Genomic DNA, 24,520 nt, shown 5'->3' with positions numbered 1-24,520 from the left:
GGTCCTCGTTCAGACCTGGACGGGGACCTCGCCCTTGGCGGCCATGCGGGCCCGCATGCGCTCGCGGCTCTCCACGAATCTGGTGGCCTGGGCGTCGAGCCCGGCGAGGAACTCGGCCAGCCGCTCGCGCGCCTGCTCGCCCTCGGGACCGAGGTCGCTGCGCTCGAAGACCTTCCAGGTGCGCAGGATCGGGCTGACCACCTCGTCGTGGTGCAGCCGCAGGTCGTAGATGCCGGCCTTTGCGATGATCGTCGAGTTCTTCCGGAAGTTCGCCATGTTCGCGCCGGGCATCTCGAAGTTCATGACCTCGGTGGCCACGGCCTTCATCGTCTCGTCGGGGTCGATGTCGAACGCCGCGGTCACGAGGTTGCGGTAGAAGATCATGTGCAGGTTCTCGTCGGTCGCGATGCGGGCCAGCAGCTTGTCCGCGATCGGGTCGCCGGTGGCCCGGCCGGTGTTGCGGTGGGAGACCCGCGTGGCCAGCTCCTGGAAGGAGACGTAGGCGACGGCTTCGAGCGGGCTCTTGTCCCCGGAGTCGTAACCGGTGGTCATGTAGTCCATCCGGGCCCGCTCGAGCTCGACGGGGTCGACGCCGCGGGTGACGACGAGGTAGTCGCGCAGCGCGACGCCGTGCCGCCCCTCCTCCGCGGTCCAGCGGCCCACCCACTGTCCCCAGGCGCCGTCCCTCCCGAACCGGGTGGCGATCTCGCGGTGGTAGCTGGGCAGGTTGTCCTCGGTCAGCAGGTTCACGAACATCGCCGCCTTGGCCGTCGCATCCAGCCGGGATTGCTCGGGTGACCAGTCCTGGCCGCCGAGGAAGGCGAAGTTCCGCCCCTCGTCCCAGGGGACGTAGTCGTGCGGATGCCATTCCTTCGCCATCCTGATGTGGCGGTCCAGGTTCTCCGCGACCACGGGCTCGAGCTCGGTCAGCACGGCTGCCTGCGGGGACGTCTGGGGCATGGGGGCCTCCGGGTGGACTCGAACTGCGCCGTCGTGACCTGTGCGGCGTGACCTTCGGGCGTGCTCGTCGAGGGGTTCCCCGTTCGGCCCGCCGCTACCCCTCACCCAGCACAGGGAGCGGCACTTGCCGCCCGCAGGCATCTCTCCGAGCGACCCTTCTGCCGCGCAACGGTGCGATCATCGTGGCATGACCCGGCAGCGCATGGCGACGGTCGGCGCGTGAGCGCCGGCCCGGACCTCCCTGTCGACGGTTCCGCGGGCGGATCCCGCGTCCGCCGGCCCCCCCGGGAGCGCAGCTTCGGCGCAGCGCTGGGCTGGACGGTCCTGGGTGCCCTGGTGCCGGGCACCGGCTTCCTCGCGGCCGGGCGCCGTCGGCTCGGTGCCGTCGTCCTCACCGTCTTCCTGCTGCTCGTGGCCGCCGGCGTCTGGCTGGCCACCGGCGGGCAGCGGTTGGCCGCCCGCACTGCCGTCGACACCGACGTCCTGCTCTGGGCCATCGTCGGCATCGGGGTCCTGGCGCTGCTGTGGGTCGTCGTGGTGGTGGCCGGCTACCGGATGCTCGTCCCGCCCCGGACCTCCCGCGGACGGCACGTCGTCGGCGGGTTGGTGGTGGCGGTGCTCGTCGCGGCGATCGCCGCCCCGGCCGCCTTCGCCGGGCACCTGGCCGCGACGTCGCGGGACCTCATCGCCGGCGTGTTCGACGACGACCGCAGGTCGGCGACCGTCACCGTCACCGACGACGACGCGGAGGACGACGCCGAGCTCTTCGGCGGCCGCGACCGGGTCAACGTGCTGCTGCTCGGGGGCGACGGCGGCGAGGGCCGGGAGGGCGTGCGCACCGACACGGTGATCGTGGCGAGCGTCGACACCGGAACCGGCGAGACCGTCCTGATCAGCCTGCCGCGCAACCTGCAGGAGCTGCCCTTCCCGGCCGACAGCCCCCTGGGGGAGATTTACCCCGACGGCTTCGATGCCGGCAGCGAGAGCGAGAGCCTGCTCAACGCCGTCTACCGCAACGGCCCCGCCTGGTACCCCGACGCCCTGGGCCCCACCGACGACCCGGGCGCGGACTTCCTGAAACTCGGCGTGGGCGAGGCGCTGGGCCTGGACATCGACTACTTCGTTCTGGTGAACCTGGAGGGGTTCAGCCGGCTCGTCGACGCCCTCGGCGGGATCACCGTCAACGTCAACTACTACGTGCCGATCAACGGCGACCCGGGCACCGGTGAGCTGCCCGACGACTACATCGCCCCGGGGCCGGACAAGCACATGGACGGGTTCACCGCCCTGCAGTTCGCCCGTGGGCGCTTCGGCCTCACCGACTACGACCGCATGGCGCGGCAGCGGTGCACGGTCTCCGCCATCGTCGACGCCGCGGACCCGGTGACGCTCCTGCAGCGGTACCAGCGGCTGGCGGCGACGACCGAGGACATCGTCAGCACCGACATCCCGCGCTCGGTGCTCGACGACTTCGTGGACCTGGCCTTCCTGGTCAAGGACGCCGAGATCCGCAGCCTGGTGCTCGACCCGCCCCTGATCGATCCGGCCTACCCCGATTACGACCGGATCCGGCAGCTGGTCCAGGAGGCGATCGACCCGCCGGCAACGGCACCGGCACCGGCTCCCGCGGACGGGACCGACCCCGCGGCCGACACTGCCCCCGACGGGGAGCCGGACCCGGCCGATGCGGTCACCGAGGTCGCCGACGCCTGCGCCTACGACCCCGTCCGTGCGGAGGAGGCCCTGGCAGAGGGCGAGCCGCCGACGAAGCAGGGCTGAGCGGGTCGGTGCACGTCGGCGATCTGCAGCAGGGTGCCGCAAGGGTTCGAGGCGCCCGGAGCGGGGGCGGTTCCCGGGCGGTCCCGGCCGCCCCGGAGAATGAGCGGGTGCCCGCTGCTGCCGTCCGGCCCGTTGCCAGCGTCGACGCCGCGCTGCGCGCCGAGCTGCTCGCCTGCTGGACCGACGTCACCAATGCCGGGGGCGCCGTCGGGCTCGTGCCTCCGGTGACGCCGGAGGATGTCGTTCCGCTGCTCGACAAGCTGCTGGAGGGCGTCCACTCCGGTCGGAACGTGCTCGCCCTGCTCGAGGTCGACGGCGAGACGGCGGGTTTCGCGAGCATCGTCGGGTCGCTGAGCCCGCTGCGCCGCCACTGGGGCACCGTCCTGCGGGTGCAGGTGCACCCCTCGCGCCAGGGTCAGGGGCTCGGCCGGGTGCTGATGGACGGGGTGCACCGCATCGCCCGGGACCGGGGGTGGGAGTTCATCCACCTGACCGCCCGCGGGGGCACCGGCCTGGACGCGTTCTACCGGGGCCTCGGCTACCGGGAGGTCGGCCGGCTGCCCGGTGCGATCCGGGTCGCTCCCGGCGACGACCGCGACGAGATCGCCATGGTCTGCCGCCTCTGACGCACCGGGCGGACCGGTTTGGCAGGGTGGGCGCATGACCGACCCGTCCTCCGGCACGCCCGTCTCCCGCCCCGCCCGCCGTGAGCACCTGGTCGGGCTGCTCGTCCTCGGGATCGCCTTCGTGCTCCTCGTGTCGTCACCGACGTGGTTCGCCAGCGACCAGGTGGGCGTAGGTATCGCCCAGCTGCTCGTCGCCCTCGCGCTGGCGGGCGTCGGTGCCGTCCTGGTCCGCCGCGCCGGCCGCGGCTGAGCCTGCCGCTGCCCGGTTCCCGTGGCCGCCGCCGTTGCGGCCGCCGGTGTCGCGCACCACACTCCGGCCACAGCGGCGACGAAGGAGGATGCAGGTGAAGCTGGACACGCAGGAACTGGTGCGGGTGTTGCGCACCGAGGGCGACAACGACACGGCCGACCGGGTGGAAGGGCGCTTCAGTGGCCAGATCGACACCGATCGGGACGGCGACGCGCTGGCGGAGATGGGGTTGGACCGCACTCAGCTGATGAGCAAGCTCGCGGGCGGCTCGTTCGGCACCACGCTCAGCCCCTGAGTCCGGAGACGGCGGTGGCCCGGAACCGCTCGCGGTTCCGGGCCACCGGTCGTGCAGGCCTCGGTCAGCCGGCGAAGGGGCGCTCCCGCGCCAGCTCCTCCTTGGCGACGCCGCGGATGTGCACCGCGTCCGGGCCGTCGACGATGCGCAGCGTGCGAGCGCTGGCGTAGAAGCGGGCCAGCACCGTGTCGTTGCTGACGCCGGCGCCGCCGTGCACCTGGATCGCGCGGTCGATGACGTCCAGCGCGACCTTCGGGGCGGCGACCTTGATGGCCGAGATCTCGGTGCGGGCACCCTTCGCCCCGTACTTGTCGATCAGGTCGGCGGTCTTCAGCACGTAGAGGCGGGCCTGGTCGATCTCGATCCGGGAGAGCGCGATGGCCTCCCGCACGGTGCCCTGCTCGGCCAGCGGGCGGCCGAAGGCGACGCGGTTCTTGCTGCGCTCGACCATCAGCGCCAGCGCGCGCTCGGCCATGCCGATGGCACGCATGCAGTGGTGGATCCGGCCGGGGCCGAGCCGTGCCTGGGCGATCATGAAGCCGTCGCCCTCGCCGGAGAGGATGTTGCTGACCGGCACGCGCACGTCGGTGAAGCGCAGCTCGGAGTGGCCGTGCTGGTCCTGGTACCCGAACACGGGCAGGTGCCGGATGATCTCCAGCCCCGGGGTGTCGCGGGGGACGAGCACCATCGACTGCTGGCGGTGCGGCGGGCCGTCGGGGTCGGTCTTGCCCATGACGATGAAGATCTGGCAGCGCGGGTCGGCGGCCCCGGAGGTCCACCACTTGCGGCCGTTGATCACGTACTCGTCGCCGTCGCGGACGATCGAGGTCTGGATGTTGCGGGCGTCGGAGCTGGCGACGTCGGGCTCGGTCATCGCGAAGCCTGAGCGGATCTCGCCCTCGAGGAGCGGGTTCAGCCAGCGCTCCTTGTGCTCCGGCGTCCCGAAGAGCATGAGCGTCTCCATGTTGCCGGTGTCCGGCGCGCCGACGTTCATCGACTCGGGGGCGATCGTCGGCGACCAGCCGGTGATCTCGGCGACCGAGGCGTACTCGAGGTTGGAGAGCCCCCCGACCTCGTGGTGGAAGAGGTTCCAGAGGCCGCGCTTGCGAGCCTCGGCCTTGAGGTCCTCCAGCACGGGCGGGTGGTCGTGGTTGTCGTGGCCGCGCTCGGCACGCCACTGCTCGTAGACGGGCTCAGCCGGGAACACGTGCTCGCGCATGAAGTCCCACGCGCGGGCGCAGACGTCTTCGGCCTTGGGCGAGAGAGCGAAGTCCATGACCGGCAACGTAGCGCCGGGCGTGATCGCCGTCGCATCGGGGGTCCCGCGATCTCCCCGGCCGGCGCGGAACCGGGCCCGGGAACCGGAGGAGCCGGGCCCCGCCGTCCGCGTGGACGGTGGGCCCGGCTCCTCCGGGCCGGCCCCGTCCCGAAGGGACGGGAGCCTCGCTCAGGCGCGCGTGCGGCCGGTGACGGCGTCCCGGACCGGGCCCAGCGCGATGGCCAGGCCGGCGAGGGCGCTCACCAGGTGCAGCCAGTTGTCGGCCCAGTTCACGCTCAGGAAGTCCCACTCGGCGTCGACGGCGAACAGGCCGTACACGAACGCGGCGCCGTAGCCGATCGCCAGCAGCCACCCGTAGGTGCGGGCGCCGGACAGCGTCCGGGACAGCGCGAGGCCGGCCGCGCCGATGACGATGTGGACGACGTTGTGGAACGGGTTGATCTCGAAGCCGACGATGGTCTCGTCGGTGTCGTGGGCGAAGAAGTTGTCGAACCCGGTGATGAAGAATCCGACGATGCCCACCAGCAGGTAGATGGCGCCGATGGCCAGCGACAGCATCTGCGGCCAGGTCATGCCGCGGCGATCTGCGCCGGTGTTGCCGGATGTTGCAGACATGATGTGTCCTCCCACGGTGGTCGACCCGCCAAGTCCTGACGGCGGCTGACCGAGGGCTACCCGTGTCCGAGCAGGTCTAACGGCCGTCCCCCCACCGAGCGACGGTCGTTGCCGAACCGTCACCGAGGCGACGCCGACCCCCGCCCCGGCGTCCGGACCCGGCGGGCCGACCGTTCAGTCCAGGCCCGGCCGGGGGGTCGGCTTCGGCCGGCGGACGACGAACGGGCCGATCGCCAGCAGGTCGACCGGCGCCGAGCCGAAGCACTCGAGGGCGTCGCGCGGGTCGTCGACCATCGGACGCCCGGCGGTGTTCAGGCTGGTGTTCACCACGACCGGCAGCCCGGTGCGCCGCTCGAACGCCGAGATCATCCGGTGCACCAGCGGCTGGGTCTCCGGGTCGACGGTCTGGATCCGCGCCGTCCCGTCGACGTGGGTGACGGTCGGGATGCGGTCGCGCCACTCCTCCGCGACGTCGTGCACGAACAGCATGTACGGCGAGGGGATCGGGCCACGGCTGAAGATCTCCGGCGCCTTCTCCAGCAGCACCATCGGCGCCACCGGGCGGAACTGCTCCCGGCCCTTGACGTCGTTCATCCGCTCGAGGTTGGCCTCGAAGCCGGGGTGGGCCATCAGGGAGCGGTGGCCCAGCGCGCGGGGGCCGTACTCGCTGCGGCCCTGGAACCACGCGACGATGCCGTTGTCGGCCAGCACCTCGGCCACCGCCTCGGCGACGTCGTCGGGGCGCTCGTAGTCGATCGCCGCGGTCTGCAGCACCTGCTCGATCTCGTCGTCGCTCCACCCGCGGCCGAGCGCGGCGCCGGGCATCGGCTGGGTGTCCTCGCCGAGCTCGCGGGCCACGTGCAGGGCGGCACCCAGCGCCGTCCCGGCGTCACCGGCGGCCGGCTGCACCCAGACCTGCTCGAACGGGCTCTCGGCCAGGATGCGGGTGTTGGCGACACAGTTGAGCGCGGTGCCGCCGGCCAGGGTGAGGGTCTTCTCGCCGGTCTGCTCGTGCACCCAGCGGGCCAGGTCGATCAGCACCTCCTCCAGCCGCTGCTGCACGCTGGCGGCGAGGTCGGCGTGGTCGGAGGTCCACTGGTCGCCCTTGCCCAGGCGGGGGGCGAACTCGGTGAAGTCGATCTTCTCGGTGCGGAAGCCGCCGTCGTCGGTGGCGCGGATGAGCTCGGCGAGGTCGCCGACGAAGCGCGGCTTGCCGTAGCTGGCCATCGCCATGACCTTGAACTCGTCGGAGCTGCGCAGGAAGCCGAGGTGGTCGGTCAGGTCCTCGTACATCAGGCCGAGGGAGTGGGGGAGCGCCTGACCGGCCAGGATCTGCAGCTCGCCGTCGACGTAGCGCCCGGCGAGGTGGCTGTGCGCCTCGCCGCGGCCGTCCAGGACGAGGACCGCGTTCTGCCGCTGCGGGGCCGCCAGCCCGGCCGAGGCCGCGTGCGCGACGTGGTGCTTGACGAACCGGACCTTCGCCGGGTCGAGCCCGGGCAGCGCGTGGGCCAGGAAGTCCGGCGCCATCTCGGCGTACTTCTTGCGCATGACGTCGCCGTCGTCGAACAGCCCGGTCTCCTCGGGCGTCGTCATCAGTCCCGGGTCGAAGGAGTAGGCGACGGCGTCGAGCTCCTCGGGCCGGATGCCGGCCTCCTTGAGGCACCAGGCCGCGGACAGCTCCGGCAGCTCCCAGGCGCTCCAGGGCAGCGGCCGCTTGCCGTGCTTGCGCCGGCTGAAGCGCTCCTCCTCCGCCGCGGCGACGACCTTCCCGTCGACGACCAGCGCCGCCGCCGGGTCGTGGTAGATCGCGTTGATGCCCAGGACCTTCACGCTGCTGCTCCTTCTCCTGGGTCCCTGCCCGTCCGGTGCAGGCGCTGACCCGTCGTCTCCTGGATGATCATGAACCGGGTGCCGCGGTCCCGCAGGTCGAGGCCGCCGTCAACGGCGGCGGAGCAGGTCGTTGTCCAGGACCGCGGCCAGCGCGAGGGTCTTGTAGCCGACGTCGTCGAACAGGACGGTGATCCGGTCGTCCTCCACGCGCATGACGATCCCGGCACCCCACTCGCTGTGCTGCACCGGTGTCTCGGCCGGGAAGGGGGTGTCGGCGTCGTCCTCGCGATGCGAGTGGGCGGTGCCGGCGGCGCAGTTGTCGCAGTTGCCGCACGGCTGGTCCAGCTGCTCGCCGAAGTACCCCAGCAGGAACTGCCGGCGGCACTCGGTGGTCTCGGCGTAGCCGCGCATCATCTCGACCCGGCTCTGGTCGACCTTCTCGTGGTGCTCGGCGAGCTCCCGCGCGGCGGCGGCCGCGTCGCCGGGTGCCGGGGCGCCCTCGGCGGGGTGCGCGGCGCCGTCCTCGTCCACGACGACGGCGGACACCTGCTCGAGCAGGTTCAGGTCGCGGGCCAGCGGTGTGGCGGCGCGGCCGGTCTCCTCGCGCAGGGTCTTCACGTCCACACCGTCGTCGAGGCCCGCGGCCGGCGCGGCGGCGACCAGGCCGGCCACCTGCTGCAGCTCCTCCTCGGCGGGTGCGCCGGCGGCGAAGAACCGGCGCAGGCCGAGATCCTCCTGCCGGTAGACCAGGACGGCGAGCGCGGGCTCTCCGTCCCGGCCGGCGCGGCCGATCTCCTGGTAGTAGCTGTCGACGGAGTCGGCCGGCTCGGCGTGGATGACGAATCGGGTGTCGGGCTTGTCGATGCCCATGCCGAAGGCGGTGGTGGCGACGACGACGTCGAGCTCGTCCGCCATCCAGGCGCGCTGGGTGTCCTCACGGTCGGACTTCTTGAGGCCCGCGTGGTAGGCCCGAGCACGCAGCCCGCGGGCGGCCAGCGCGGCGGCGACCTCCTCGGTGCCCCGGCGGGTCGCGCTGTAGACGATGCCCGGCCCCCGGCCGTCGCCGATCTCGGCGACCACCCGGTCGAGCAGGCCCTGCTCCTTGGTGTGCGGGTCGGCGTAGTGGTCGACCTCCAGCCGGATCTCCGGGCGGTCGAAACCGGCGACGACGATCTCCGGCTCCCGCATGCCCAGCTGCTCGACGATCTCGGCGCGGACCGGCGGCGCGGCGGTGGCGGTGAGCGCGAGGACGGGAGGGTGGCCCAGCTGCTCGATGACGCCGCCCAGCCGCAGGTAGTCGGGGCGGAAGTCGTGGCCCCAGGCGGAGACGCAGTGCGCCTCGTCGACGACGAGCAGCGCCGGCTCGGCCGCGGCGATCGTGTCGACCACCTCCGGCTTGGTCAGCTGCTCGGGCGCGAGGAAGAGGAAGCGGACCGTTCCGTTCCCGATGCCCTCCAGGGCCTCGCGCTGGTCGCCGGCCGACAGGCTGGAGTTCAGCTGCGCCGCGCGCCCCGCCTCGCCGGAGAGCTCGGTGAGCCGCTCGACCTGGTCGCGCTGCAGCGCGATGAGCGGTGAGACGACGACGACCGGGCCGTCGAGCAACTGCCCCGCGACCTGGTAGACCGCCGTCTTCCCGGCTCCCGAGGGGAGGACGGCGAGGGTGTCGCGCCCGCCGACGACGGCCTGCATCGCGCGCTCCTGGCCGGGGCGGAGCTCCTCGTAGCCGAGGACGTCGCGGGTGAACTCGCGGATGCGGCGGGTGCGGACGGCGGCGGAGCCGCCTGCGGGGTTGGTCTCGTGGGTGCTGCTGGGGCTCGGTGGCACCGACCGTGGCTGCCCCCCGTCCGGGAGCAGCAAACGGTGCGGCTGCTCACGGCGCCGCACCGCCGCCCCGAGCTGCACGCCGGCTGGGAGGATGCCTGCATCGCGCCCGGCTCGACGTGGGGCGGCCGACGGGAGGGGATCGGATGTCCGGCGGCGGGGTGCCGGGCGGCGGCGGGCGGCGGGCCCGGCTGGTCGCCGTGGCAGCGGTCGCCCTGGTCGTGCTGGCCGGCGGCTGGTGGGCCCGCGTGCGGTGCCTGGGCGGTGGCTGGGTCGACGGCGAGCAGTACTACGGCTACTGCTACTCCGACGTCACCCCGCTGTGGTTCCGCCGGGGGCTGGACGAGGGGGCGGGGCCCTACGGAGCCGAGCCGCTGGAGTACCCGCCGGTGCTCGCGGTGCGCATCTGGCTGGCCGCCGTCCTCGCCCATGCGCTGCCGGGCGAGGCGACGGTCACGGTCTTCTCGGCCACCAACGGCCTGTTCGTCGTCGTCGAGGTGCTGGTGGCCCTGGTCCTGCTGCGGCGCCTGGGCCTGGGGCCGGGCCGGCTGCTGTGGTGGGCCGCGGCGCCGGCCTTGTTCCTGTACGCCTTCTACAACTGGGACACGCTGCCGATCGTCGCGCTGCTCGGGGCCGTCCTCCTGCACCTGCGCGGCCGGCACACCGCCTCGGGCGTTCTGGCCGGGCTCGGTGCGGCGGCGAAGGTGTTCCCCGGTTTCCTGGTGCCGCTGGTCGTGCTGGCTCTGCTGGCCGGTCGCCGTCCCCGAGCCGCCCTCCTGCACGGCGCGGCGGCGGCGCTGGTGTTCGGAGCGGTGCACGTGCCGGCCTACCTGCTCGCCCCGGACGGCTGGGACCGCTTCTACGAGCTCAGCGGCGACCGCGGCATGCACGTCGACAGCCTCTGGTTCCTGCTCGCGCGGCTGGGCGGCCCGGAACCCGGGCCGGCCGTGCTGGGCCTGTCGAGCCTGGCGGTGTTCGCGGCGGCCGCCGCGGCGGTCGTCGTCCTGGGCGCCCGTCGGCGGCAGCCAGAGCAGTGGTGGCAGCTCGTGCTGCCCGTGCTCATCTGCTTCGTGCTGGCCAACAAGGTCTACTCCCCGCAGTACACGCTGTGGCTGGTGCCGCTCATGGCCCTGGTCCTGCGCCGGGCCGCACCGTTCGTCGCGGTGGTGCTCAGCGACGTCCTGGTGCACGCGGTGGAGTTCCCGCACCTCGCGGCCCGTTCCGGCTTCGGGGAGGGACTGCCCTACCCGGTGCTCGGGGCCGCCGTCGCCCTCCGCGCCGCCGCGCTGCTGTGGGTGGTCGTCGAGGTGGTGCGCCGTCCGGCGGGGTCACCGCCAGGACGGCAGCCAGTAGCGGAGGTCGAGAGCGTCCCGGTCCAGCGGGATCCCTAGCCAGATCGGGGCGAAGAAGACGAAGCAGGCCACCGCGAGCACGGCCAGCGCACCCCCGACGAGGCGCGGGCGGGGGCCCACCTGGACGGCGCGCACCAGGCCGAGGGCGATGAACGGCACGGCGGGGACCAGGTAGAAGAAGTAGCCGGGCTTGCCGGCGGCGAGCCAGGGCAGCCACAGCAGGACCAGCGGGACCAGGACCGTGGCGGCGACGCCGTCCCGGCGGACGACGGTGCGCCAGAGCAGCACCGGATAGGCCAGCAGCGCCGGCCACCACAGCGCGGGGTTGCCCACCAGGGTGATCCGCGCGACCGTGCCCGGGGGCACCTCGCACTCACCGGCCTCCTGCTGCTCCGTCGTGCAGCTCTCCGCGTAGACGAGGACCGGCCGCTCCAGCCAGGCCCAGCCCAGCGGGTCCGAGCGGTAGGGGTGGGTCGCCTCCAGGTCGCGGTGGTAATCTACGAGGGCGGTCTGGGTGCCCCACCAGGTCTCCAGCCGGTCCCCGGCGCCGGTCGCGCAGTCGCCGGCCTCGCAGGCGCGCGCCCCGGCGTAGCTGGCCTCGTAGTGGGCGAACCACCCGGCGTGTGCGGTGACGTAGACCGCCGCCGGCAGCACCAGCATGCTGAGCACGCCGCCCGCGGCGACGACGGCCGCGCGCCGGGCGCCGCGGGCCCGGCCCTCACCCCGCCCGGCCAGCTCGGTACCGATCACGAGCAGCGCGGCGGCGGCGATGGCGAGCACGCCCGACCACTTGGTCGCGACCGCCAGGCCGAGTGCGAGGCCGGCCAGCCACCGGTAGCGGGAGCCCAGGAACGATCGGCGGAGGGGCTCGCCGGGCCCCCGGCCGGGTCGCCGGGCGTCCCGGTCGAGCAGGACGAGCCAGAACGCGAGCACCACGCACAGGCCCAGCGTGGCGTCGAGCATCGCCATGCGGCTGGTCGTCACCGCCAGCCCGTCCAGGGCCACCAGCAGGGCGGCGAGGGCGGCCGGGGCGGTGCGCCGGAACAGCCGCAGGCCGCAGAGGTGGACCAGGAGCACGGTCAGCGACCCGGCCACGGCGACGCCGATCCGCCAGCCGAACGGGGTGTAGCCGAAGAGCTGGATGCCGAGGGCGATGACCCACTTGCCGAACGGCGGGTGGGCCGGGCGCTCCTCCTCGACGCCACGCACGACGTAGTCCAGCGCGTCCGGGCCGTAGTACTTCTCGTCGAAGAACAGCCGGTCGGGGTCACCCAGGTCCCACAGCCGCACGGCCGCGGCGACGCAGAGCAGGACCAGCGGCACCACGAACGCCGACCGCGGGCGGCGCCTGGTGGCGCCGCCCGCGGTCCGCTGCTCCGCCGACGTGGCGGCGGTGCTCACCGAGTCAGTTGCTCGTCTCGAACTCGGTCTCGGTCTCGGTGTTGACCTCGGTCTCGGTCTCCACGACCTGTTCCTCGGTCTCGGTCTCGGTCTCGGTCGGCTCGAGGGTCTCGGTGACCTCGGTCTCCGACTGCTCGGTCTCCGTGACCTCCTCGGTCTCGGTGACCTCCGCCGTGCCCTGCTCCTCGCCGCACGCGGCCAGGCCGAGGGCGAGGAAGCCGGAGAAGGAGGCGGCGGCGATGCCGCGGGTCAGCTTGTTCATGTCGTACTCCTGTTCGAGATGCGTGGATGTCCGGACGGACCTGTTCCATGTCCGCTGAGGCGCGTCGTATTCGGCATCCGTTGGTTACGACTCGATTACGAAAGAACGTGCACAAGGATCTGGCGACATCGCGCGTCGCGGTCGCCGCTCACGGGTAGGTGGCGCCGTTCTCCACAGCGGTCCCGCATCCGCGGACAGACTTGTGCGCTTGTCATCCGCTTGTGCGGATCTAGGCTGGGGGCGTGCCCGCCAGCTACCGGATCTCCGAGGCAGCCGCGCTGCTCGGCGTCAGCGACGACACCGTCCGCCGCTGGATCGACTCGCAGCGGTTGACCGCCTCCCGCCAGGGCGGTGGGCCGGCCGTCGTCGACGGCGCCGAGCTGGCGCGGGTCGCCACCGGCCTGCACGAGGCGCCGGAGCCGGGGACGACGCCGTCGTCGGCCCGGAACCGGCTCACCGGCATCGTCACCCGCGTGGTGCGCGACACCGTGATGGCGCAGGTCGAGCTCCAGGCGGGACCGTACCGGTTGGTCTCGCTCATGTCCCGGGAGGCGGCCGACGAACTGGGCCTGGAGCCGGGGGTGCGGGCGGTCGCCACCGTCAAGGCGACCCAGGTCAGCGTGGACGTGCCGTGAGGCGTGCCGGCCCGCTCGTCCTCGGCCTGCTCCTCCTGAGCGGGTGCGGGAGCTCCGGCGGTGGTGCGTCGCCCGGCGTGGCCGAGAGCGGGCCCGTGGAGCCGGGCGATCCGGCGATCGCGGGCACGCTGACCGTGCTCGCCGCGGCCTCCCTGACCGACGTGTTCGCCGAGCTCGAGGAGCGGCTCGAGGTCGCCAACCCTCAGCTGGAGGTGCGGTTCAGCTTCGCCGGGAGCTCCGCGCTGGCGGCCCAGGTGCTCCAGGGCGCCCCGGCCGACGTGCTCGCCACCGCGGACGAGGCGCAGATGGCGCGGGTGGCCGACGCCGGGCTGGTCACCGACCCGGAGGTATTCGCGGCGAACCCGTTGGTGCTGGTGGCGCCGGCGGGGAACCCGGCCGGCATCGGGCTGCCGGGCGACGTCGACGTCCGGGGCCTGGCCGAGCTCCTCCCCGAGGACGTGACGCTCGCCGTCTGCGCGCCGGAGGTCCCCTGCGGCGCGGCCGCCGCGGAGGTGCTGGCCGCCTCGGGCGCGCCGGCCGCCCCAGACACCTACGAGGACGACGTCCGCGCGGTGCTCACCAAGGTGGTCCTGGGCGAGGTCGACGCCGGGCTGGTCTACCTCTCCGACGTGCACGCGGTAGGGGACGACGTCCGGTCGTTCGCCTTCTCGGAGGGCGCGCAGGCGGTCAACCGCTACCCGATCGGCGTCCTGCAGGAGTCGGGGGCCCCGGCGGCGGCCCAGGCGTTCGTCGATCTGGTCCTGTCGGCGGAGGGGCAGCGGATCCTGGCCGACGCCGGGTTCCTGTCGCCGTCGTGAGCGGAGCCCGCGAGACCGCCCGGGTGCCGGCGCCGCTGCTGGTCCCGGCCGCGCTCGCCGTCGCCTTCCTGGTCCTGCCGCTGGTGGGTCTGCTGGTGCGCACGCCGTGGTCGGAACTCGGCGCGCAGCTCGCCGCGCCCGGTGTCGGGGAGGCGTTGCGGCTGTCGCTGGTGTCCGCCACGCTCGCCACCGGGCTGTCGCTGCTGCTCGGCGTTCCGCTCGCCTGGGTGCTCGCGCGTTCGCGGGCCCGGGGCCGCTCGGTGCTCCGGGCGCTGGTCACGGTGCCGCTGGTGCTGCCGCCGGTGGTCGGTGGCGTGGCGCTGTTCCTGGTGTTCGGGCGGCAGGGGATCCTCGGCTCCTGGCTCGACGACGCCTTCGGCATCACCCTCCCGTTCACCACGGCCGCCGTCGTGATCGCCGAGACCTTCGTGGCCATGCCGTTCCTCGTCATCAGCGTCGAGGGCGCGCTGCGCGCCGCCGACAGCCGCTTCGAGGACGTCGCGGCCACGCTGGGTGCCGGCCGCTGGACCACGTTCCGCCGCGTGACGCTGCCGCTGGTCGCGCCCGGGGTCGCCGCTGGAGCCGTGCTCTGCTGGGCCCGCGCGCTGGGCGAGTTCGGCGCGACGATCACCTTCGCCGGCAACTTCCCAGGCACCACGCAGACGATGCCGCTGGCGGTCTACCTGGCGCTGCAGCGGGACCCGGAGGCGGCGATCGTGCTCTCGGTGGTGCTGCTGGCCGTCTCGTTGGCCACCCTCCTGCTGCTCCGGGACCGCTGGCTCGGCCGGGCGCCGGCATGAGCCTGGCCGCGAGGGTGAACACGCGGCGGGGCGCGCTCGCCCTCGGCGTGGAGGTCGAGGTCGCCGGCGGGGAGGTGCTCGCCGTCCTCGGCCCGAACGGGGCCGGGAAATCCACGCTCGTGCGGGTCCTGGCCGGCCTGCTGCGCCCCGACTCCGGCCGGGTCGTCGTCGACGGCGAGGTGTGGGACGGCGACGACGCGTTCGTCCCCGCCCACCGGCGGCGCCTGGGCATGGTCTTCCAGGACGCGCTGCTCTTCCCGCACCTGAGCGTCGCCGACAACGTCGCCTTCGGTCTGCGCACCCGGGGCACGGGCCGGGCCGCCGCCCGGGCGGCGGCGGAGGAGTGGCTGGCCCGCGTCGGGCTCGAGGGGCTGGGCAGCCGGCGGCCCGCCGAGCTCTCCGGCGGGCAGGCGCAGCGCGCGGCGCTGGCCCGTGCGCTGGTCGGCGATCCCGCGCTGCTGCTGCTCGATGAGCCGCTCTCGGCGCTGGACGCGCGCACTCGGCTGGTGGTGCGCGCCGAGCTGCGCCGGCACCTGGCGGGGTTCGGCGGCAGCACCGTCCTGGTGACGCACGACCCGGTGGACGCGATGGCACTGGCCGACCGCGTCGTCGTCGTCGAGGAGGGGCGGGTGGTGCAGGCCGGGACGCCGGCCGACGTCAGCCGCCGCCCGCGCACCGACTACGTGGCCCGGCTGGTGGGCCTGTCGCTGCTGCCCGGTGCCGCCGAGGGGCGGCTGGTGCGGCTCGACGGCGGGGGAACGGTGGCGGTGGCCGAGGAGGCCGCGGGCCCGGTGTTCGCGGCGGTCCGGCCCGAGTCGGTGGCCCTCTACGCGTCCCGCCCCGACGGCAGCCCGCGCAACGTCTGGCCCGCCCGGCTGGTCGGCGCCACCCCGCACGGCGCCACGGTGCGGTGCGAGCTGGCCGGGGAGGTCCCGCTCGTCGCCGACGTGACCGTTCCCGCCTTCGCGGAGATGGGGCTGACCCCCGGCGCCGAGGTGTGGGCCAGCGTGAAGGCCTCCGAGGTCGCCGTCTACGCCCGCTGAGGTCCGGCGATGATGATCAGGTGGGGTGGATCCACGGGGCCCTGAGAGGGTGGGGGCATGAGCGCTGCCGCCGTCGTCCTCGCCGCCGGGGGCGGCCGCCGCTACGGGATGCCGAAAGCGCTGGTCGAGTACGAGGGCAGCCTGCTGGTCGAGCGGGCCGTGGCGACGGCGGCGGCCGTGTGCGACCCGGTGCTGGTGGTGCTCGGCGCCCGTGCGGTCGACGTCTGGCGCAGCGCCGAGCTGGGCAACGCCGTCGTGCTCGCCAACAGGGACTGGGAGACCGGGATGGCCTCGTCCCTGCGCACCGGCCTGGACGGCCTCCGCGGCTGGCCGGGGCGGATCGACGCGGCGCTGGTCACCCTGGTCGACATGCCCGGGATGACCGCGGAGGCGCTCGCCGCCGTCGCCGCCCACGCGGCGCCGGACGCGCTCGCCGTCGCCACCTACGACGGCGTCCGCGCCCACCCGGTGCTGCTCGGCCGGGAGCACTGGGCCGGCGTCGCGGAGACGGCGACCGGCGACGAGGGCGCGCGCCGGTACCTGGCCGGCCGGGACGTCACCGAGGTCGACTGCACCGGTCTGGCCGATCCGGGCGACCTCGACGTCCCCCCGCCAGGGGTACCTTCGGCCCCGTGATCGCCAGGGTCGTCGATGCGCCGCTGTCCGTCGCCGAGCACGAGGACGCCGTGGCCGACAAGGCCGCCGGTGCGGTCGTCTCCTTCGCCGGCGTGGTCCGCGACCACGACGGCGGCCGGTCGGTGACCGAGCTGGAGTACGTCGGCCACCCGAGCGCGCCGGACGTGATCGCCGAGCTGGTGGAGGAGTTCGCCGCGCGGCCCGGGGTGCACGCCGTCGCCGTGAGCCACCGCATCGGGCTGCTCGGCATCGGCGACGTCGCGCTGGCCTGCGCCGTCAGCACCTCCCACCGCGGCGAGGCGTTCGCCGTCTGCGCCGAGCTCGTCGACGAGGTGAAGAAGCGGCTGCCGATCTGGAAGCGGCAGGTCTTCACCGACGGCGAGGAGGAGTGGGTCGCCTGCCCGTGAGGGCCCGCGGCGGTCAGCCGGCGAAGCGGCGGACGGGGAGCCCGCGCACGCCCACGTCCGCGACGAACACGGCTCCGGCCGGCGGCTCGGCGTCCGGGGCCAGGTTCTCCCGCGAGGTCGTCACGAACAGCCGGTCCAGGTCGGGGCCGCCCAGCGTGCAGGCGGTGACCTGCGAGGCGGGCAGCTCCACGACACCGTCCAGCCGGCCGTCGGCGTCGTAGCGGTGCACGGCGCCGCTGCCGTAGAGGGCGACCCAGACACCGCCCGCGCTGTCGACGGTGAGCCCGTCCGGGTTGCCGTCGTCCGGGAAGCGCACGAACGGACGGCGTCCGGTGAGCCCGGTGTCCCGGTCGTAGTCGAAGACGTCGATCCGGTGGGTCGCCGTGTCGGCGTAGTACGCCAGCGAGCCGTCCGGGCTCCACTCCAGGCCGTTGGAGACGGTGAGGCCCCCGAAGGCCTCGCGGACGGTGCCGTCCGGATCCAGCCGGTACATCGAGGCCGCGCCGGGTGCCTGGTCGTAGGCCATGGAGCCGCACCAGAAGCGCCCGTCGGGGTCACAGCCGCCCTCGTTCATCCGCACCGAGGAGTCGCTCCACACCGGCGGCAGGGCGGTGACGGACCCGTCCGGCCCTTCGAGCGCGAAGCCGCGCTCGATGCCGAGAACGGCGCCGCCTCCCGCCCGCGGCCGGACGCAGGCGGCGACCTCACCTACGTGCAGGCGGCTGACACCGCCGTCGGGCAGCAGGCCCAGGACGTCGCCGGCGAGCATGTCGACCCACCGCAGACCGCCCCAGGACGACGACCACACCGGTCCCTCGCCGTGGTGGCAGACGGGGTCGGTCAGCTGGTGCGCGCGCACCCGGTCAGCACACCATCTCCTCGCCGGGTTCGCCCGGCAGCCCGGGCGGATCCCACCCCGCGGCCATCAGCGTGCTCAGCATGCGGGCGGTGGTCTCCACGACGGCGAGCTCGCGGGCGGCGCTGCGCGGCTTGGCCCGGTAGGCGACGCCGCACAGCGTGCCGAACAGCTGCAGGTCCCGGGTGACCAGGGGTATGCCGACGTAGGCGGCGATGTCCCGCAGGGGCCCTGTCGTGCGCGAGGCGTACTGCGGAACGGCGGCCGTCACCGTGGCCAGCCGGGGGGCGCCGCTCTCGATCATCTGGCGGCAGAAGCTCTGCTCCCACGGCAGCACCATGCCGGGGCGCACAGCCCGGTCGGGATGGGCCAGGAGCACGACCTGGCGGTCGTCGACCACCTGAGTGACCAGCCAGACGTCCCAGCCCACGTGGTCGGCCAGGAACGCGAGCGCGCCCTCCGCGGCCGAACACCAGTCCGGCCACGGCGCGACGTCCACGATCCCCGCCGGAACCATGCCGTCCGTTATTCCCTGGCAGGGCGGCGGTCAACCGTCGTGGCGGTGCTCAGCGGGCGCCGGCGAGCCCGTCGTCGTCCCGCTTTCCGTCGCGCTCGAGCTCGGCCTCCTCGGCCTCGGCCTCGAGCCGGTGCGCCTCGCCGTCGATCTTCGCGGCGGCGTCGCCGTGCGACTCGCCGTACAGCTCCTCGGCCCGGCCGTACAGCTCCTCGGCCTTGGCCTTCGCCTTGTCAAAGATGCCCATGGCTCCCATCCTCCCGGACCTGTCAGCCTCCGGTGCACTGGTCGGCTTCCACGGCCCGGTCCGCTCCTCGCTCGTTCCTCGCCGCGATGCTCCCGGACCTGTCAGCCTCCGGCGAAGGGCGGGAGCACGTCCACCACCGAGCCTGGCGACAGGGCGGCCGCCCGGTCGCGGGCCTGGGCGCCGTCGACCAGGAACGAGCAGGCGGTGAGCACCCGCTCCAGCCGCTCGCCGTGGTCGGAGACGATCTGGCCGACGAGCTCGTCGAGCGTGCCCGCCTCGCGCGCCTCGGTCGCCACGCCGGCGGCCGCCCGGGCCCCGGCGAAGTAGCGCACCGTCACCGATCCGCTCACGGTCAGCCGCCGATCGCGGACATCGGACGGACCGGCTGGAGGAACGACGGGTCGTCGATGCCGTGGCCGGGCAGCTTGCCGAGCGTCGCGATGCGCCAGCGGTCGGCGAGCTCGGCGTCGGTGGCGCCGGAGCGCAGCGCCGTCCGCAGGTCGGACTCCTCCCGGGCGAACAGGCAGTTGCGGATCTGCCCGTCGGCGGTGAGCCGGGTGCGGTCGCAGGAGCCGCAGAACGAGCGGGTCACCGAGGCGATCACGCCGACCGTCGCCGGGCCGCCGTCGACCAGCCACCGCTCGGCCGGCGCGGACCCGCGCTCCTCGGTGTCCGGCGTGAGCGTGTGGGCGGCCGAGAGCTGCGCGAGGATGTCCTCGGCGGTGACCATCTCGCCGCGGGTCCAGGCGTGGTGGGCGTCCAGCGGCATCTGCTCGATGAACCGGAGCTGGTAGCCGCGCTCGAGGCAGTAGTCGAGCAGCGGGAGGGCATCGGCCTCGTTCAGCCCGCGCATGAGCACGGCGTTGACCTTCACCGGGGTGAGGCCCGCCGCCTGCGCGGCGGCCAGGCCGGCGAGGACGTCGTCGAGCCGGTCCCGGTGGGTGAGCTGCTTGAAGCGGTCGCGGTCGACGGTGTCCAGGCTGACGTTGATCCGGTCCAGCCCCGACGCGGCCAGCGCCGGCGCCACCCGGGCCAGGCCGATGGCGTTGGTGGTGAGACTGACCTCCGGACGGGGGCGCAGGGCCGTCACCGCGTCGACGATGCCCACGAGGCCGGGTCGCAGCAGCGGCTCGCCGCCGGTGAAGCGGACCTCCCGGATGCCCAGCTGCTCGACGCCGATGCGCACCAGCCGGATGATCTCCTCGTCGGTGAGCACCTCGACCTTGGGCAGCCAGTCCAGCCCTTCGGGGGGCATGCAGTACGTGCACCGGAGGTTGCAGCGGTCGGTGAGCGAGACCCGGAGATCGGTGGCGGTGCGGCCGTACCGGTCGACCAGGCCGCCGGAGCCCGCGGGCCCCGGGTCCACGGCGGGCCGCACCGTGGGGTCGGGGAGTGAGGCGCTGGTCATGGGCCGAATGTAGCCGCGACCGCCGACGGATGCGGGCCGGATGACACGGCGACCGCACCGGCCGGCGTTGCTACCGTCGGACCGCCACCCGAGAGACCGGCGGAGGACGTCCCGCACTCGCCTGTGGCCAGGAAGCGCGAGAGAACCGTGTCGGCCCGCACCCTCTTCAGTCCCTACCGCCGTCTGTTCGCCGTACCGGGAGCGCTGCCGTTCTCCCTCGCCGGCTGGGTGGGGCGCCTCCCGGCGCCCATGCTCGGCCTCGGCGCGGTCCTCCTGGTGGAGCAGGAGACCGGCAGCTACGGGGTGGCCGGGGCGGTCTCCGGCAGCCTGGCGCTCAGCTACGGCGTCGCCGGGCCGCAGTGGGCCCGCGCGATGGACCGGCGCGGGCAGAGCGCGGTGCTGCCGTGGGCCATGGCCGCCTTCCTGCTGACCGGCGCCGGCTTCGTCGCCACCGTGGTCGCCGGCGGGCCGCGCTGGAGCTGGTTCGTGCTGGCCGCGGCGGCCGGGGCCAGCAGCCCGAACATCGGCTCGCTGGTGCGGGCGCGGTGGTCGGCGGTGCTCGACTCCGCCGGCCGGCAGACGGCGTACGCCTTCGAGGCGGTCGCCGACGAGCTCGTCTTCGTCGTCGGCCCGCCGCTGGTGACGCTGCTCGCCACGCTGATCGCCCCGTCCGTCGGCTTCCTCACCGGCGTGGTCCTGGGCGGGATCGGCGGGCTCTGGCTGGCGTTCCTGCGGGACACCGCCCCTCCGGCGCACCCTGTCGGCGGCTCGCGGGTCCGCTGGTGGGCCGTGCTGACGCCGACGCTGCTGGTCGTCGTCGTCACGTACCTGGCGGTGGGCACGGTCTTCGGCGGCCTCGACGTCGTGGTCGTCGCCTTCGCCGAGTCCGAGGGGGCGCCCGCGCTGTCCGGGGCGGTCCTGGCCGTCTTCGCCGTGGGCAGCCTGCTGGCCGGGCTGGTCTACGGCCTGGCCCCCCTGCCCGGCACGCTGGCCGCCCGGTTCGTCGGGACGGCGGTCGCCTTCGGGCTGGCCGCCCAGCTGCTGTGGGGCGTCGGCTCCCTGCCCGTGCTGGTGGGCTGCGGGTTCCTCGCCGGCCTGACCATCGCGCCGGTCCTGGTCTCGGGGACGTCCCTGGTGGAGTCCCGGGTCGTCCCGGGCGTCCTCACCGAGTCACTGGCCTGGACCATCTCCGGGCTCACCCTCGGGGTGACCGTCGGGTCGGCGCTGGCCGGTGCCGCGGTGGACGCCTGGGGCGCCGAGGCCGCGTTCGCGGTGCCCGCCGGCGCGGCCGCCGCGGCCGCGCTGCTCGCGGTGGTCGGCGCCCGGGCGGTCCGGCCCGGACCCGCGGTCGGTGGGGTGGACCACCTCCGGGTTGAGCGGCCGATCGGCGGGTAGCCGGGACCAGGCCGATCGCGCCCAACGGATCGCGCGACCTCCCCGACCGGAAGGAACGCCCGTGGCTCCCGTGCCCACCATCGCCCTGAACAACGGCGTCGAGATCCCGCAGTTGGGCTTCGGCGTCTACCAGATCCCGCCGGACCGGACCGCCGAGGCGACCCGCACCGCGCTGGAGATCGGGTACCGGCACGTCGACACCGCGCAGATGTACGGCAACGAGGCCGGGGTCGGCCAGGCCGTGCGCGAGTCCGGGATCGACCGGGCCGAGGTCTTCGTGACCAGCAAGCTGAACAACAACCGGCTGGAGCGCGACGACATCCTGCGTTCGTTCGACCAGAGCCTGTCGGACCTGGGTTTCGACTACCTGGATCTCTTCCTCATCCACTGGCCGCTGCCCGCCGCCAGCGACTACGTGGCCCGGTGGAAGGCGCTCGAGGAGATCTACGCCAGCGGCCGCGCGAAGGCGATCGGCGTCTCGAACTTCAACCCGCACCACCTGCGGAACCTGTTCGCTGCCTCGGAGATCAGGCCGGCGGTCAACCAGATCGAGGTCCACCCCTTCCTGGCCCAGGACGAGGTCCGGGCCTTCGACGCCGAGCACGAGATCATCACCGAGGCGTGGGCGCCGATCGCGAAGGGCGCGGTCACCGACGAGCCGGTCATCGGGCGGATCGCCGAGCAGCTCGGGCGGACCCCGGCGCAGGTGACGCTGCGGTGGCACGTGCAGCGCGGTGACGTGGTCTTCCCCAAGTCGGTCACCCGCAGCCGCGTCGAGGAGAACTTCGCGATCTTCGACTTCGAGCTGGACACCCAGCAGATGAACGCGATCACCGCGCTGGACCGTGGCGAGCGCACCGGGCCGGACCCGGACGAGTTCAACTGGATCCCGAGCTGACTCGACGTCCTGGCTCACCTCATGGGGTCCTGGCTCGGCGTCGACCGTGAGCCAGGACCCCTGATGACCAGGTCACCTGATCATCAGGGGGCTCAGCTGGTCGCGGTGCGCAGGAGGGCGGCGCGGACGACGGCCACCACGGTGGCGTCGTCCACGCCGTCCTCCCGCGCCGCCCGGGCCAGCGCCTCCGCGGCGGCGCGCACCCGGTCCTGCTGGACCCGGACGCCGCCGGTGACGACGGTGCCGGTGCGCCGGCGGCTGGCCACCAGCCCGGCCGCCTCCAGCTCCGCGTAGGCCCTGGCCACGGTTCCGACGGCCACCCCCAGGTCGGCGGCCAGCGCCCGCATCGTCGGCAACCGGCTGCCGGAGGGGAGTAGGCCACCGTGCACGGCCGCGGCGATCTGGCCGCGGATCTGCTCGTACGGCGGCGTCGGGCTGCCGACGTCGACGGTGAGCGCCGGTGGTTCCGGGGTCATGCCGCGGCCGGCACGCGGTCGGCCGGGACCCCGGGTGCGCGCCAGCACGCGACGACCGCGCCGCCGAGCATGCCCGCCAGGCCGGCCAGGGTCGCCGTCGCGGGGGCGCCGTCGTGCCATGGGCCGGCCGAGCCCGTGTGCAGGCCGTGCAGCGCGGTCCCGCCCACGAACAGGAGTCCTCCGGCGACGAGCAGGGTGACGCCGGCGGCGATGCGCAGCACGCGGTGCGCGGAGGCGCGGCGCAGGGCGTCCTCGATCCGCTCGTCCTCGGTCGCCACCGCCGGGCGCAGGGCGACCACCCGGAGGGCCAGCGCGGCGGCGACCGCGAGCACCAGCAGCCCGGCGGCGGCCGGCCGCCCGTAGAAGAGCCCGGGGAAGGGGCTCGCGGAGGCGGAGGAGAAGGCGTCGGCCGCGTAGCTGACGCTGCGCCCGTCGGGTGCGGCGAGGAGCGCTCCGCCCACGATGGTGAGCACGGCGAGGCCGGCGGCGAACGCGCCGGTGCGCACCAGCCACCGCGGCGCGGCGTGGAGCGGCCCCCGCCGCACCAGCCGGGCCCGCCGCACGTCCCCGGCCGGCCGCGGCCAGGTCAGCTCGCCGAGTGCCAGGACGACGACGTGCACGACCCCGAACGTCAGGAGCGTGAGCAGGATGGTCACGCCCAGCCCGCCCGGCGCGGTGTTGCCGACCTCGGCCTCGAGGACGACCAGGGCTGCGGCTGCACCGAGGACGTACGCGGCGGCGGCGGTCCGGGTGGCGTGCCGGCGGGCGGCGGCGACGGCGTGCTCCCGGCTGGGTGGCGACCGGCGCGCCGCCCCTGCACCGCCAACCGCGGCGAGGACGAGGAGCAGCAGGAGCGGCACGCCGGCCATGTCGACCTCCACACAATCAATGGCTCAAGGAATTGAGACATTGGTTGAGTGGTCGGCCAGTGTCAAGGGGCCGGGCGGTGTCCCGACGTGCTGGTGCTGCTTGCCGGCTGTCTCCCGCCTGCAGGGGGAAGGGGAGCGGCGTCCTGGCTCACCGTCCGGGGTCCTGGCTCACCGTCCACAGTGAGCCAGGACCCGGAACGATCAGGTCACCTGATCATCGATCGATGGTGACGAAGTCGATGAGCTCCTCGACGCGGCCGATCAGGGTGGGCTCGAGGTCGGTCCAGACCTTCACGCGGGCGAGGATGCGCTGGGCCCACACGTAGCCGGTGTCGTTCTCCCAGCCCAGCCGCTTGCAGACGCCGGTCTTCCAGTCCTCGCCCTTCGGCACGGTCGGCCAGGCCTCGATGCCGACGACGGAGGGCTTGACCGCCTGCCAGATGTCGATGAACGGGTGGCCGACCACCAGCGCGTGGTCGCCGGTGATCTGCGCTGCGATGCGTGACTCCTTCGAGCCGGTCACCAGGTGGTCGACGAGCACACCGAGCCGCCGTCCGGACGAGGGGCGGAAGTCGCGCACGATGCCGGGCAGGTCGTCGACGCCGTGCAGCGGCTCGACGACGACGCCCTCGATCCGCAGGTCGTGGCCCCACACCTTCTCGACGAGCTCCGCGTCGTGCTTGCCCTCGACGTAGATGCGCCCCTCGCGGGCGACGCGGGCGCGGGCGCCGACGACGTAGGTCGACCCCGAGGCGCTGCGCTGCGGGCCCGACGGCGCGTTCTGCTTCGGCCGCACGAGCACCACCGGCCGGCCGTCGACCCAGAAGCCGGGCCCCAGGGGGTAGCCGCGGACCTTGCCGAACCGGTCCTCCAGGTGGACGACGTCCTTCTCGCAGCGCACCACGGCGCCGACGAACCCGCTGCTGGGGTCCTCGACGACCACGTCCTTGAGGGCCTCGACCTCGGGGGGCGGCTTCTTGACGGTGCGCGGGTGGACGAGGTTGTCGTAGGGCGAACGGGGAGGCACCCCCCCATGCTGAGCACGGCC

Annotated in this window: 28 protein-coding genes; 13 read left to right on the top strand and 15 right to left on the bottom strand. The window is 74.1% G+C overall.

The genetic code is table 11. The features are described 5' to 3' along the window. Positions 1–9: 9 nt before the first annotated feature. The gene (locus tag ABC795_RS17415; protein WP_347058573.1) at positions 10–960 is read right to left on the bottom strand and encodes an acyl-ACP desaturase; all 951 of its coding nucleotides are present in this window, start codon (positions 958–960) and stop codon (positions 10–12) included. Positions 961–1,179: 219 nt separating this feature from the next. Between ABC795_RS17415 and ABC795_RS17410 the strand changes: the two genes are divergently transcribed. The 4 genes from ABC795_RS17410 to ABC795_RS17395 all read left to right on the top strand — a co-directional run bounded on the left by ABC795_RS17410 (position 1,180) and on the right by ABC795_RS17395 (position 3,910). Further along, a complete protein-coding gene (locus ABC795_RS17410; protein WP_347058571.1) occupies positions 1,180–2,739 on the top strand; it encodes an LCP family protein in 1,560 nt (519 codons plus the stop codon). Between the two features lie 107 nt (positions 2,740–2,846). After that, positions 2,847–3,365, top strand: a complete 519-nt coding sequence (locus ABC795_RS17405; RefSeq protein WP_347058569.1) for a GNAT family N-acetyltransferase — start codon at positions 2,847–2,849, stop codon at positions 3,363–3,365. A gap of 34 nt (positions 3,366–3,399) precedes the next feature. Next, positions 3,400–3,615 carry a hypothetical protein gene (locus ABC795_RS17400; protein WP_347058568.1) on the top strand — a complete coding sequence of 72 codons (216 nt, stop codon included), beginning with the start codon at positions 3,400–3,402 and terminating at the stop codon, positions 3,613–3,615. Positions 3,616–3,709: 94 nt separating this feature from the next. Further along, positions 3,710–3,910, top strand: a complete 201-nt coding sequence (locus tag ABC795_RS17395) for a hypothetical protein (protein ID WP_347058566.1) — start codon at positions 3,710–3,712, stop codon at positions 3,908–3,910. Between the two features lie 64 nt (positions 3,911–3,974). Here the strand turns inward: ABC795_RS17395 and ABC795_RS17390 are convergent, their stop codons facing one another. The 4 genes from ABC795_RS17390 to ABC795_RS17375 form a co-directional block, all read right to left on the bottom strand. Then, positions 3,975–5,186, bottom strand: a complete 1,212-nt coding sequence (locus tag ABC795_RS17390) for an acyl-CoA dehydrogenase family protein (RefSeq protein WP_347058564.1) — start codon at positions 5,184–5,186, stop codon at positions 3,975–3,977. A 171-nt stretch (positions 5,187–5,357) separates the two neighbouring features. After that, positions 5,358–5,804 carry a DUF4383 domain-containing protein gene (locus ABC795_RS17385; protein WP_347058563.1) on the bottom strand — a complete coding sequence of 149 codons (447 nt, stop codon included), beginning with the start codon at positions 5,802–5,804 and terminating at the stop codon, positions 5,358–5,360. 174 nt (positions 5,805–5,978) lie between these two features. Continuing rightward, the gene (locus ABC795_RS17380) at positions 5,979–7,634 is read right to left on the bottom strand and encodes a carbamoyltransferase C-terminal domain-containing protein (protein WP_347058561.1); all 1,656 of its coding nucleotides are present in this window, start codon (positions 7,632–7,634) and stop codon (positions 5,979–5,981) included. Positions 7,635–7,742: 108 nt separating this feature from the next. Continuing rightward, positions 7,743–9,458, bottom strand: coding sequence for a RecQ family ATP-dependent DNA helicase (locus ABC795_RS17375; RefSeq protein ID WP_347058559.1), 1,716 nt, complete (start codon positions 9,456–9,458; stop codon positions 7,743–7,745). Between the two features lie 143 nt (positions 9,459–9,601). On the opposite strand from ABC795_RS17375, the gene ABC795_RS17370 reads away from it, so the two are divergent. Beyond that, positions 9,602–10,846 (top strand): glycosyltransferase 87 family protein, encoded by a 1,245-nt coding sequence (locus tag ABC795_RS17370; protein WP_347058558.1) that lies wholly within the window; start codon positions 9,602–9,604, stop codon positions 10,844–10,846. Here the strand turns inward: ABC795_RS17370 and ABC795_RS17365 are convergent. Beyond that, a complete protein-coding gene (locus tag ABC795_RS17365; RefSeq protein ID WP_347058556.1) occupies positions 10,784–12,208 on the bottom strand; it encodes a phospholipid carrier-dependent glycosyltransferase in 1,425 nt (474 codons plus the stop codon). The two genes, ABC795_RS17370 and ABC795_RS17365, sit on opposite strands and share 63 nt — an antisense overlap. A gap of 4 nt (positions 12,209–12,212) precedes the next feature. Further along, on the bottom strand, positions 12,213–12,470 hold the full coding sequence (locus ABC795_RS17360; RefSeq protein WP_347058554.1) for a hypothetical protein: 258 nt from the start codon (positions 12,468–12,470) through the stop codon (positions 12,213–12,215). A 242-nt stretch (positions 12,471–12,712) separates the two neighbouring features. Between ABC795_RS17360 and ABC795_RS17355 the strand changes: the two genes are divergently transcribed. From ABC795_RS17355 to ABC795_RS17330, 6 genes are read left to right on the top strand one after another with little or no spacing between them, the layout of a single operon-like run. Next, entirely contained in the window at positions 12,713–13,105 is a 393-nt protein-coding gene (locus ABC795_RS17355; RefSeq protein WP_347058552.1) for a TOBE domain-containing protein, read from the top strand. Continuing rightward, positions 13,102–13,923: a molybdate ABC transporter substrate-binding protein gene (gene modA / locus ABC795_RS17350; protein WP_347058550.1), complete on the top strand. Its 822-nt coding sequence runs from the start codon at positions 13,102–13,104 to the stop codon at positions 13,921–13,923. Before ABC795_RS17355 ends, modA begins: the two co-directional genes overlap by 4 nt. Continuing rightward, on the top strand, positions 13,920–14,723 hold the full coding sequence (locus tag ABC795_RS17345; protein ID WP_347058549.1) for an ABC transporter permease: 804 nt from the start codon (positions 13,920–13,922) through the stop codon (positions 14,721–14,723). The genes modA and ABC795_RS17345 overlap by 4 nt, the downstream gene beginning before the upstream one ends. Before the next feature lie 14 nt (positions 14,724–14,737). After that, positions 14,738–15,766 (top strand): ABC transporter ATP-binding protein, encoded by a 1,029-nt coding sequence (locus tag ABC795_RS17340; protein ID WP_347058547.1) that lies wholly within the window; start codon positions 14,738–14,740, stop codon positions 15,764–15,766. 57 nt (positions 15,767–15,823) lie between these two features. Next, positions 15,824–16,402, top strand: a complete 579-nt coding sequence (locus ABC795_RS17335; RefSeq protein WP_347058546.1) for an NTP transferase domain-containing protein — start codon at positions 15,824–15,826, stop codon at positions 16,400–16,402. Next, the gene (locus tag ABC795_RS17330) at positions 16,399–16,809 is read left to right on the top strand and encodes a molybdenum cofactor biosynthesis protein MoaE (protein WP_347058544.1); all 411 of its coding nucleotides are present in this window, start codon (positions 16,399–16,401) and stop codon (positions 16,807–16,809) included. The genes ABC795_RS17335 and ABC795_RS17330 overlap by 4 nt, the downstream gene beginning before the upstream one ends. Positions 16,810–16,822: 13 nt before the next feature. Here ABC795_RS17330 and ABC795_RS17325 read toward each other — a convergent pair whose 3' ends face one another. The 5 genes from ABC795_RS17325 to moaA form a co-directional block, all read right to left on the bottom strand. Next, positions 16,823–17,668, bottom strand: a complete 846-nt coding sequence (locus ABC795_RS17325; RefSeq protein WP_347058542.1) for an SMP-30/gluconolactonase/LRE family protein — start codon at positions 17,666–17,668, stop codon at positions 16,823–16,825. Positions 17,669–17,672: 4 nt separating this feature from the next. Beyond that, the gene (locus ABC795_RS17320; protein ID WP_347058541.1) at positions 17,673–18,182 is read right to left on the bottom strand and encodes a histidine kinase; all 510 of its coding nucleotides are present in this window, start codon (positions 18,180–18,182) and stop codon (positions 17,673–17,675) included. 49 nt (positions 18,183–18,231) lie between these two features. Then, complete coding sequence (locus ABC795_RS17315) at positions 18,232–18,426, bottom strand: hypothetical protein (RefSeq protein WP_347058539.1); 195 nt, start codon at positions 18,424–18,426, stop codon at positions 18,232–18,234. A 101-nt stretch (positions 18,427–18,527) separates the two neighbouring features. Beyond that, positions 18,528–18,776 (bottom strand): MoaD/ThiS family protein, encoded by a 249-nt coding sequence (locus ABC795_RS17310; RefSeq protein WP_347058537.1) that lies wholly within the window; start codon positions 18,774–18,776, stop codon positions 18,528–18,530. Positions 18,777–18,778: 2 nt separating this feature from the next. Then, positions 18,779–19,834 (bottom strand): GTP 3',8-cyclase MoaA, encoded by a 1,056-nt coding sequence (moaA, locus tag ABC795_RS17305; RefSeq protein WP_347058536.1) that lies wholly within the window; start codon positions 19,832–19,834, stop codon positions 18,779–18,781. Between the two features lie 147 nt (positions 19,835–19,981). Between moaA and ABC795_RS17300 the strand changes: the two genes are divergently transcribed. Further along, positions 19,982–21,229: an MFS transporter gene (locus ABC795_RS17300; protein ID WP_347058534.1), complete on the top strand. Its 1,248-nt coding sequence runs from the start codon at positions 19,982–19,984 to the stop codon at positions 21,227–21,229. 61 nt (positions 21,230–21,290) lie between these two features. Then, positions 21,291–22,127, top strand: a complete 837-nt coding sequence (locus ABC795_RS17295) for an aldo/keto reductase (protein ID WP_347058532.1) — start codon at positions 21,291–21,293, stop codon at positions 22,125–22,127. A gap of 92 nt (positions 22,128–22,219) precedes the next feature. Here the strand turns inward: ABC795_RS17295 and ABC795_RS17290 are convergent, their stop codons facing one another. From ABC795_RS17290 to ABC795_RS17280, 3 genes are all read right to left on the bottom strand, one after another. Continuing rightward, a complete protein-coding gene (locus tag ABC795_RS17290; RefSeq protein ID WP_347058530.1) occupies positions 22,220–22,603 on the bottom strand; it encodes a GntR family transcriptional regulator in 384 nt (127 codons plus the stop codon). Continuing rightward, positions 22,600–23,472, bottom strand: coding sequence for a hypothetical protein (locus ABC795_RS17285; RefSeq protein ID WP_347058529.1), 873 nt, complete (start codon positions 23,470–23,472; stop codon positions 22,600–22,602). Before ABC795_RS17285 ends, ABC795_RS17290 begins: the two co-directional genes overlap by 4 nt. A gap of 214 nt (positions 23,473–23,686) precedes the next feature. Next, positions 23,687–24,499: a DUF3097 domain-containing protein gene (locus ABC795_RS17280; RefSeq protein ID WP_347058527.1), complete on the bottom strand. Its 813-nt coding sequence runs from the start codon at positions 24,497–24,499 to the stop codon at positions 23,687–23,689. Positions 24,500–24,520: the final 21 nt, after the last annotated feature.

The organism is Blastococcus sp. HT6-30, from assembly GCF_039729015.1.
Classification (GTDB): Bacteria; Actinomycetota; Actinomycetes; order Mycobacteriales; family Geodermatophilaceae; genus Blastococcus.
This window is presented reverse-complemented; position numbering and strand designations above follow the sequence as displayed.

Bases quoted from the DNA above. Each gene is read 5' to 3' on its own strand.
- ABC795_RS17290 (WP_347058530.1), bottom strand. From the start codon at position 22,603: ATGACCCCGGAACCACCGGCGCTCACCGTCGACGTCGGCAGCCCGACG.
- ABC795_RS17315 (WP_347058539.1), bottom strand. From the start codon at position 18,426: ATGGGCATCTTTGACAAGGCGAAGGCCAAGGCCGAGGAGCTGTACGGC.
- ABC795_RS17415 (WP_347058573.1), bottom strand. From the start codon at position 960: ATGCCCCAGACGTCCCCGCAGGCAGCCGTGCTGACCGAGCTCGAGCCC.
- moaA (WP_347058536.1), bottom strand. From the start codon at position 19,834: ATGACCAGCGCCTCACTCCCCGACCCCACGGTGCGGCCCGCCGTGGAC.
- ABC795_RS17400 (WP_347058568.1), top strand. From the start codon at position 3,400: ATGACCGACCCGTCCTCCGGCACGCCCGTCTCCCGCCCCGCCCGCCGT.
- ABC795_RS17320 (WP_347058541.1), bottom strand. From the start codon at position 18,182: ATGGTTCCGGCGGGGATCGTGGACGTCGCGCCGTGGCCGGACTGGTGT.
- ABC795_RS17335 (WP_347058546.1), top strand. From the start codon at position 15,824: ATGAGCGCTGCCGCCGTCGTCCTCGCCGCCGGGGGCGGCCGCCGCTAC.
- ABC795_RS17370 (WP_347058558.1), top strand. From the start codon at position 9,602: ATGTCCGGCGGCGGGGTGCCGGGCGGCGGCGGGCGGCGGGCCCGGCTG.
- ABC795_RS17360 (WP_347058554.1), bottom strand. From the start codon at position 12,470: ATGAACAAGCTGACCCGCGGCATCGCCGCCGCCTCCTTCTCCGGCTTC.
- ABC795_RS17385 (WP_347058563.1), bottom strand. From the start codon at position 5,804: ATGTCTGCAACATCCGGCAACACCGGCGCAGATCGCCGCGGCATGACC.
- ABC795_RS17390 (WP_347058564.1), bottom strand. From the start codon at position 5,186: ATGGACTTCGCTCTCTCGCCCAAGGCCGAAGACGTCTGCGCCCGCGCG.
- ABC795_RS17285 (WP_347058529.1), bottom strand. From the start codon at position 23,472: ATGGCCGGCGTGCCGCTCCTGCTGCTCCTCGTCCTCGCCGCGGTTGGC.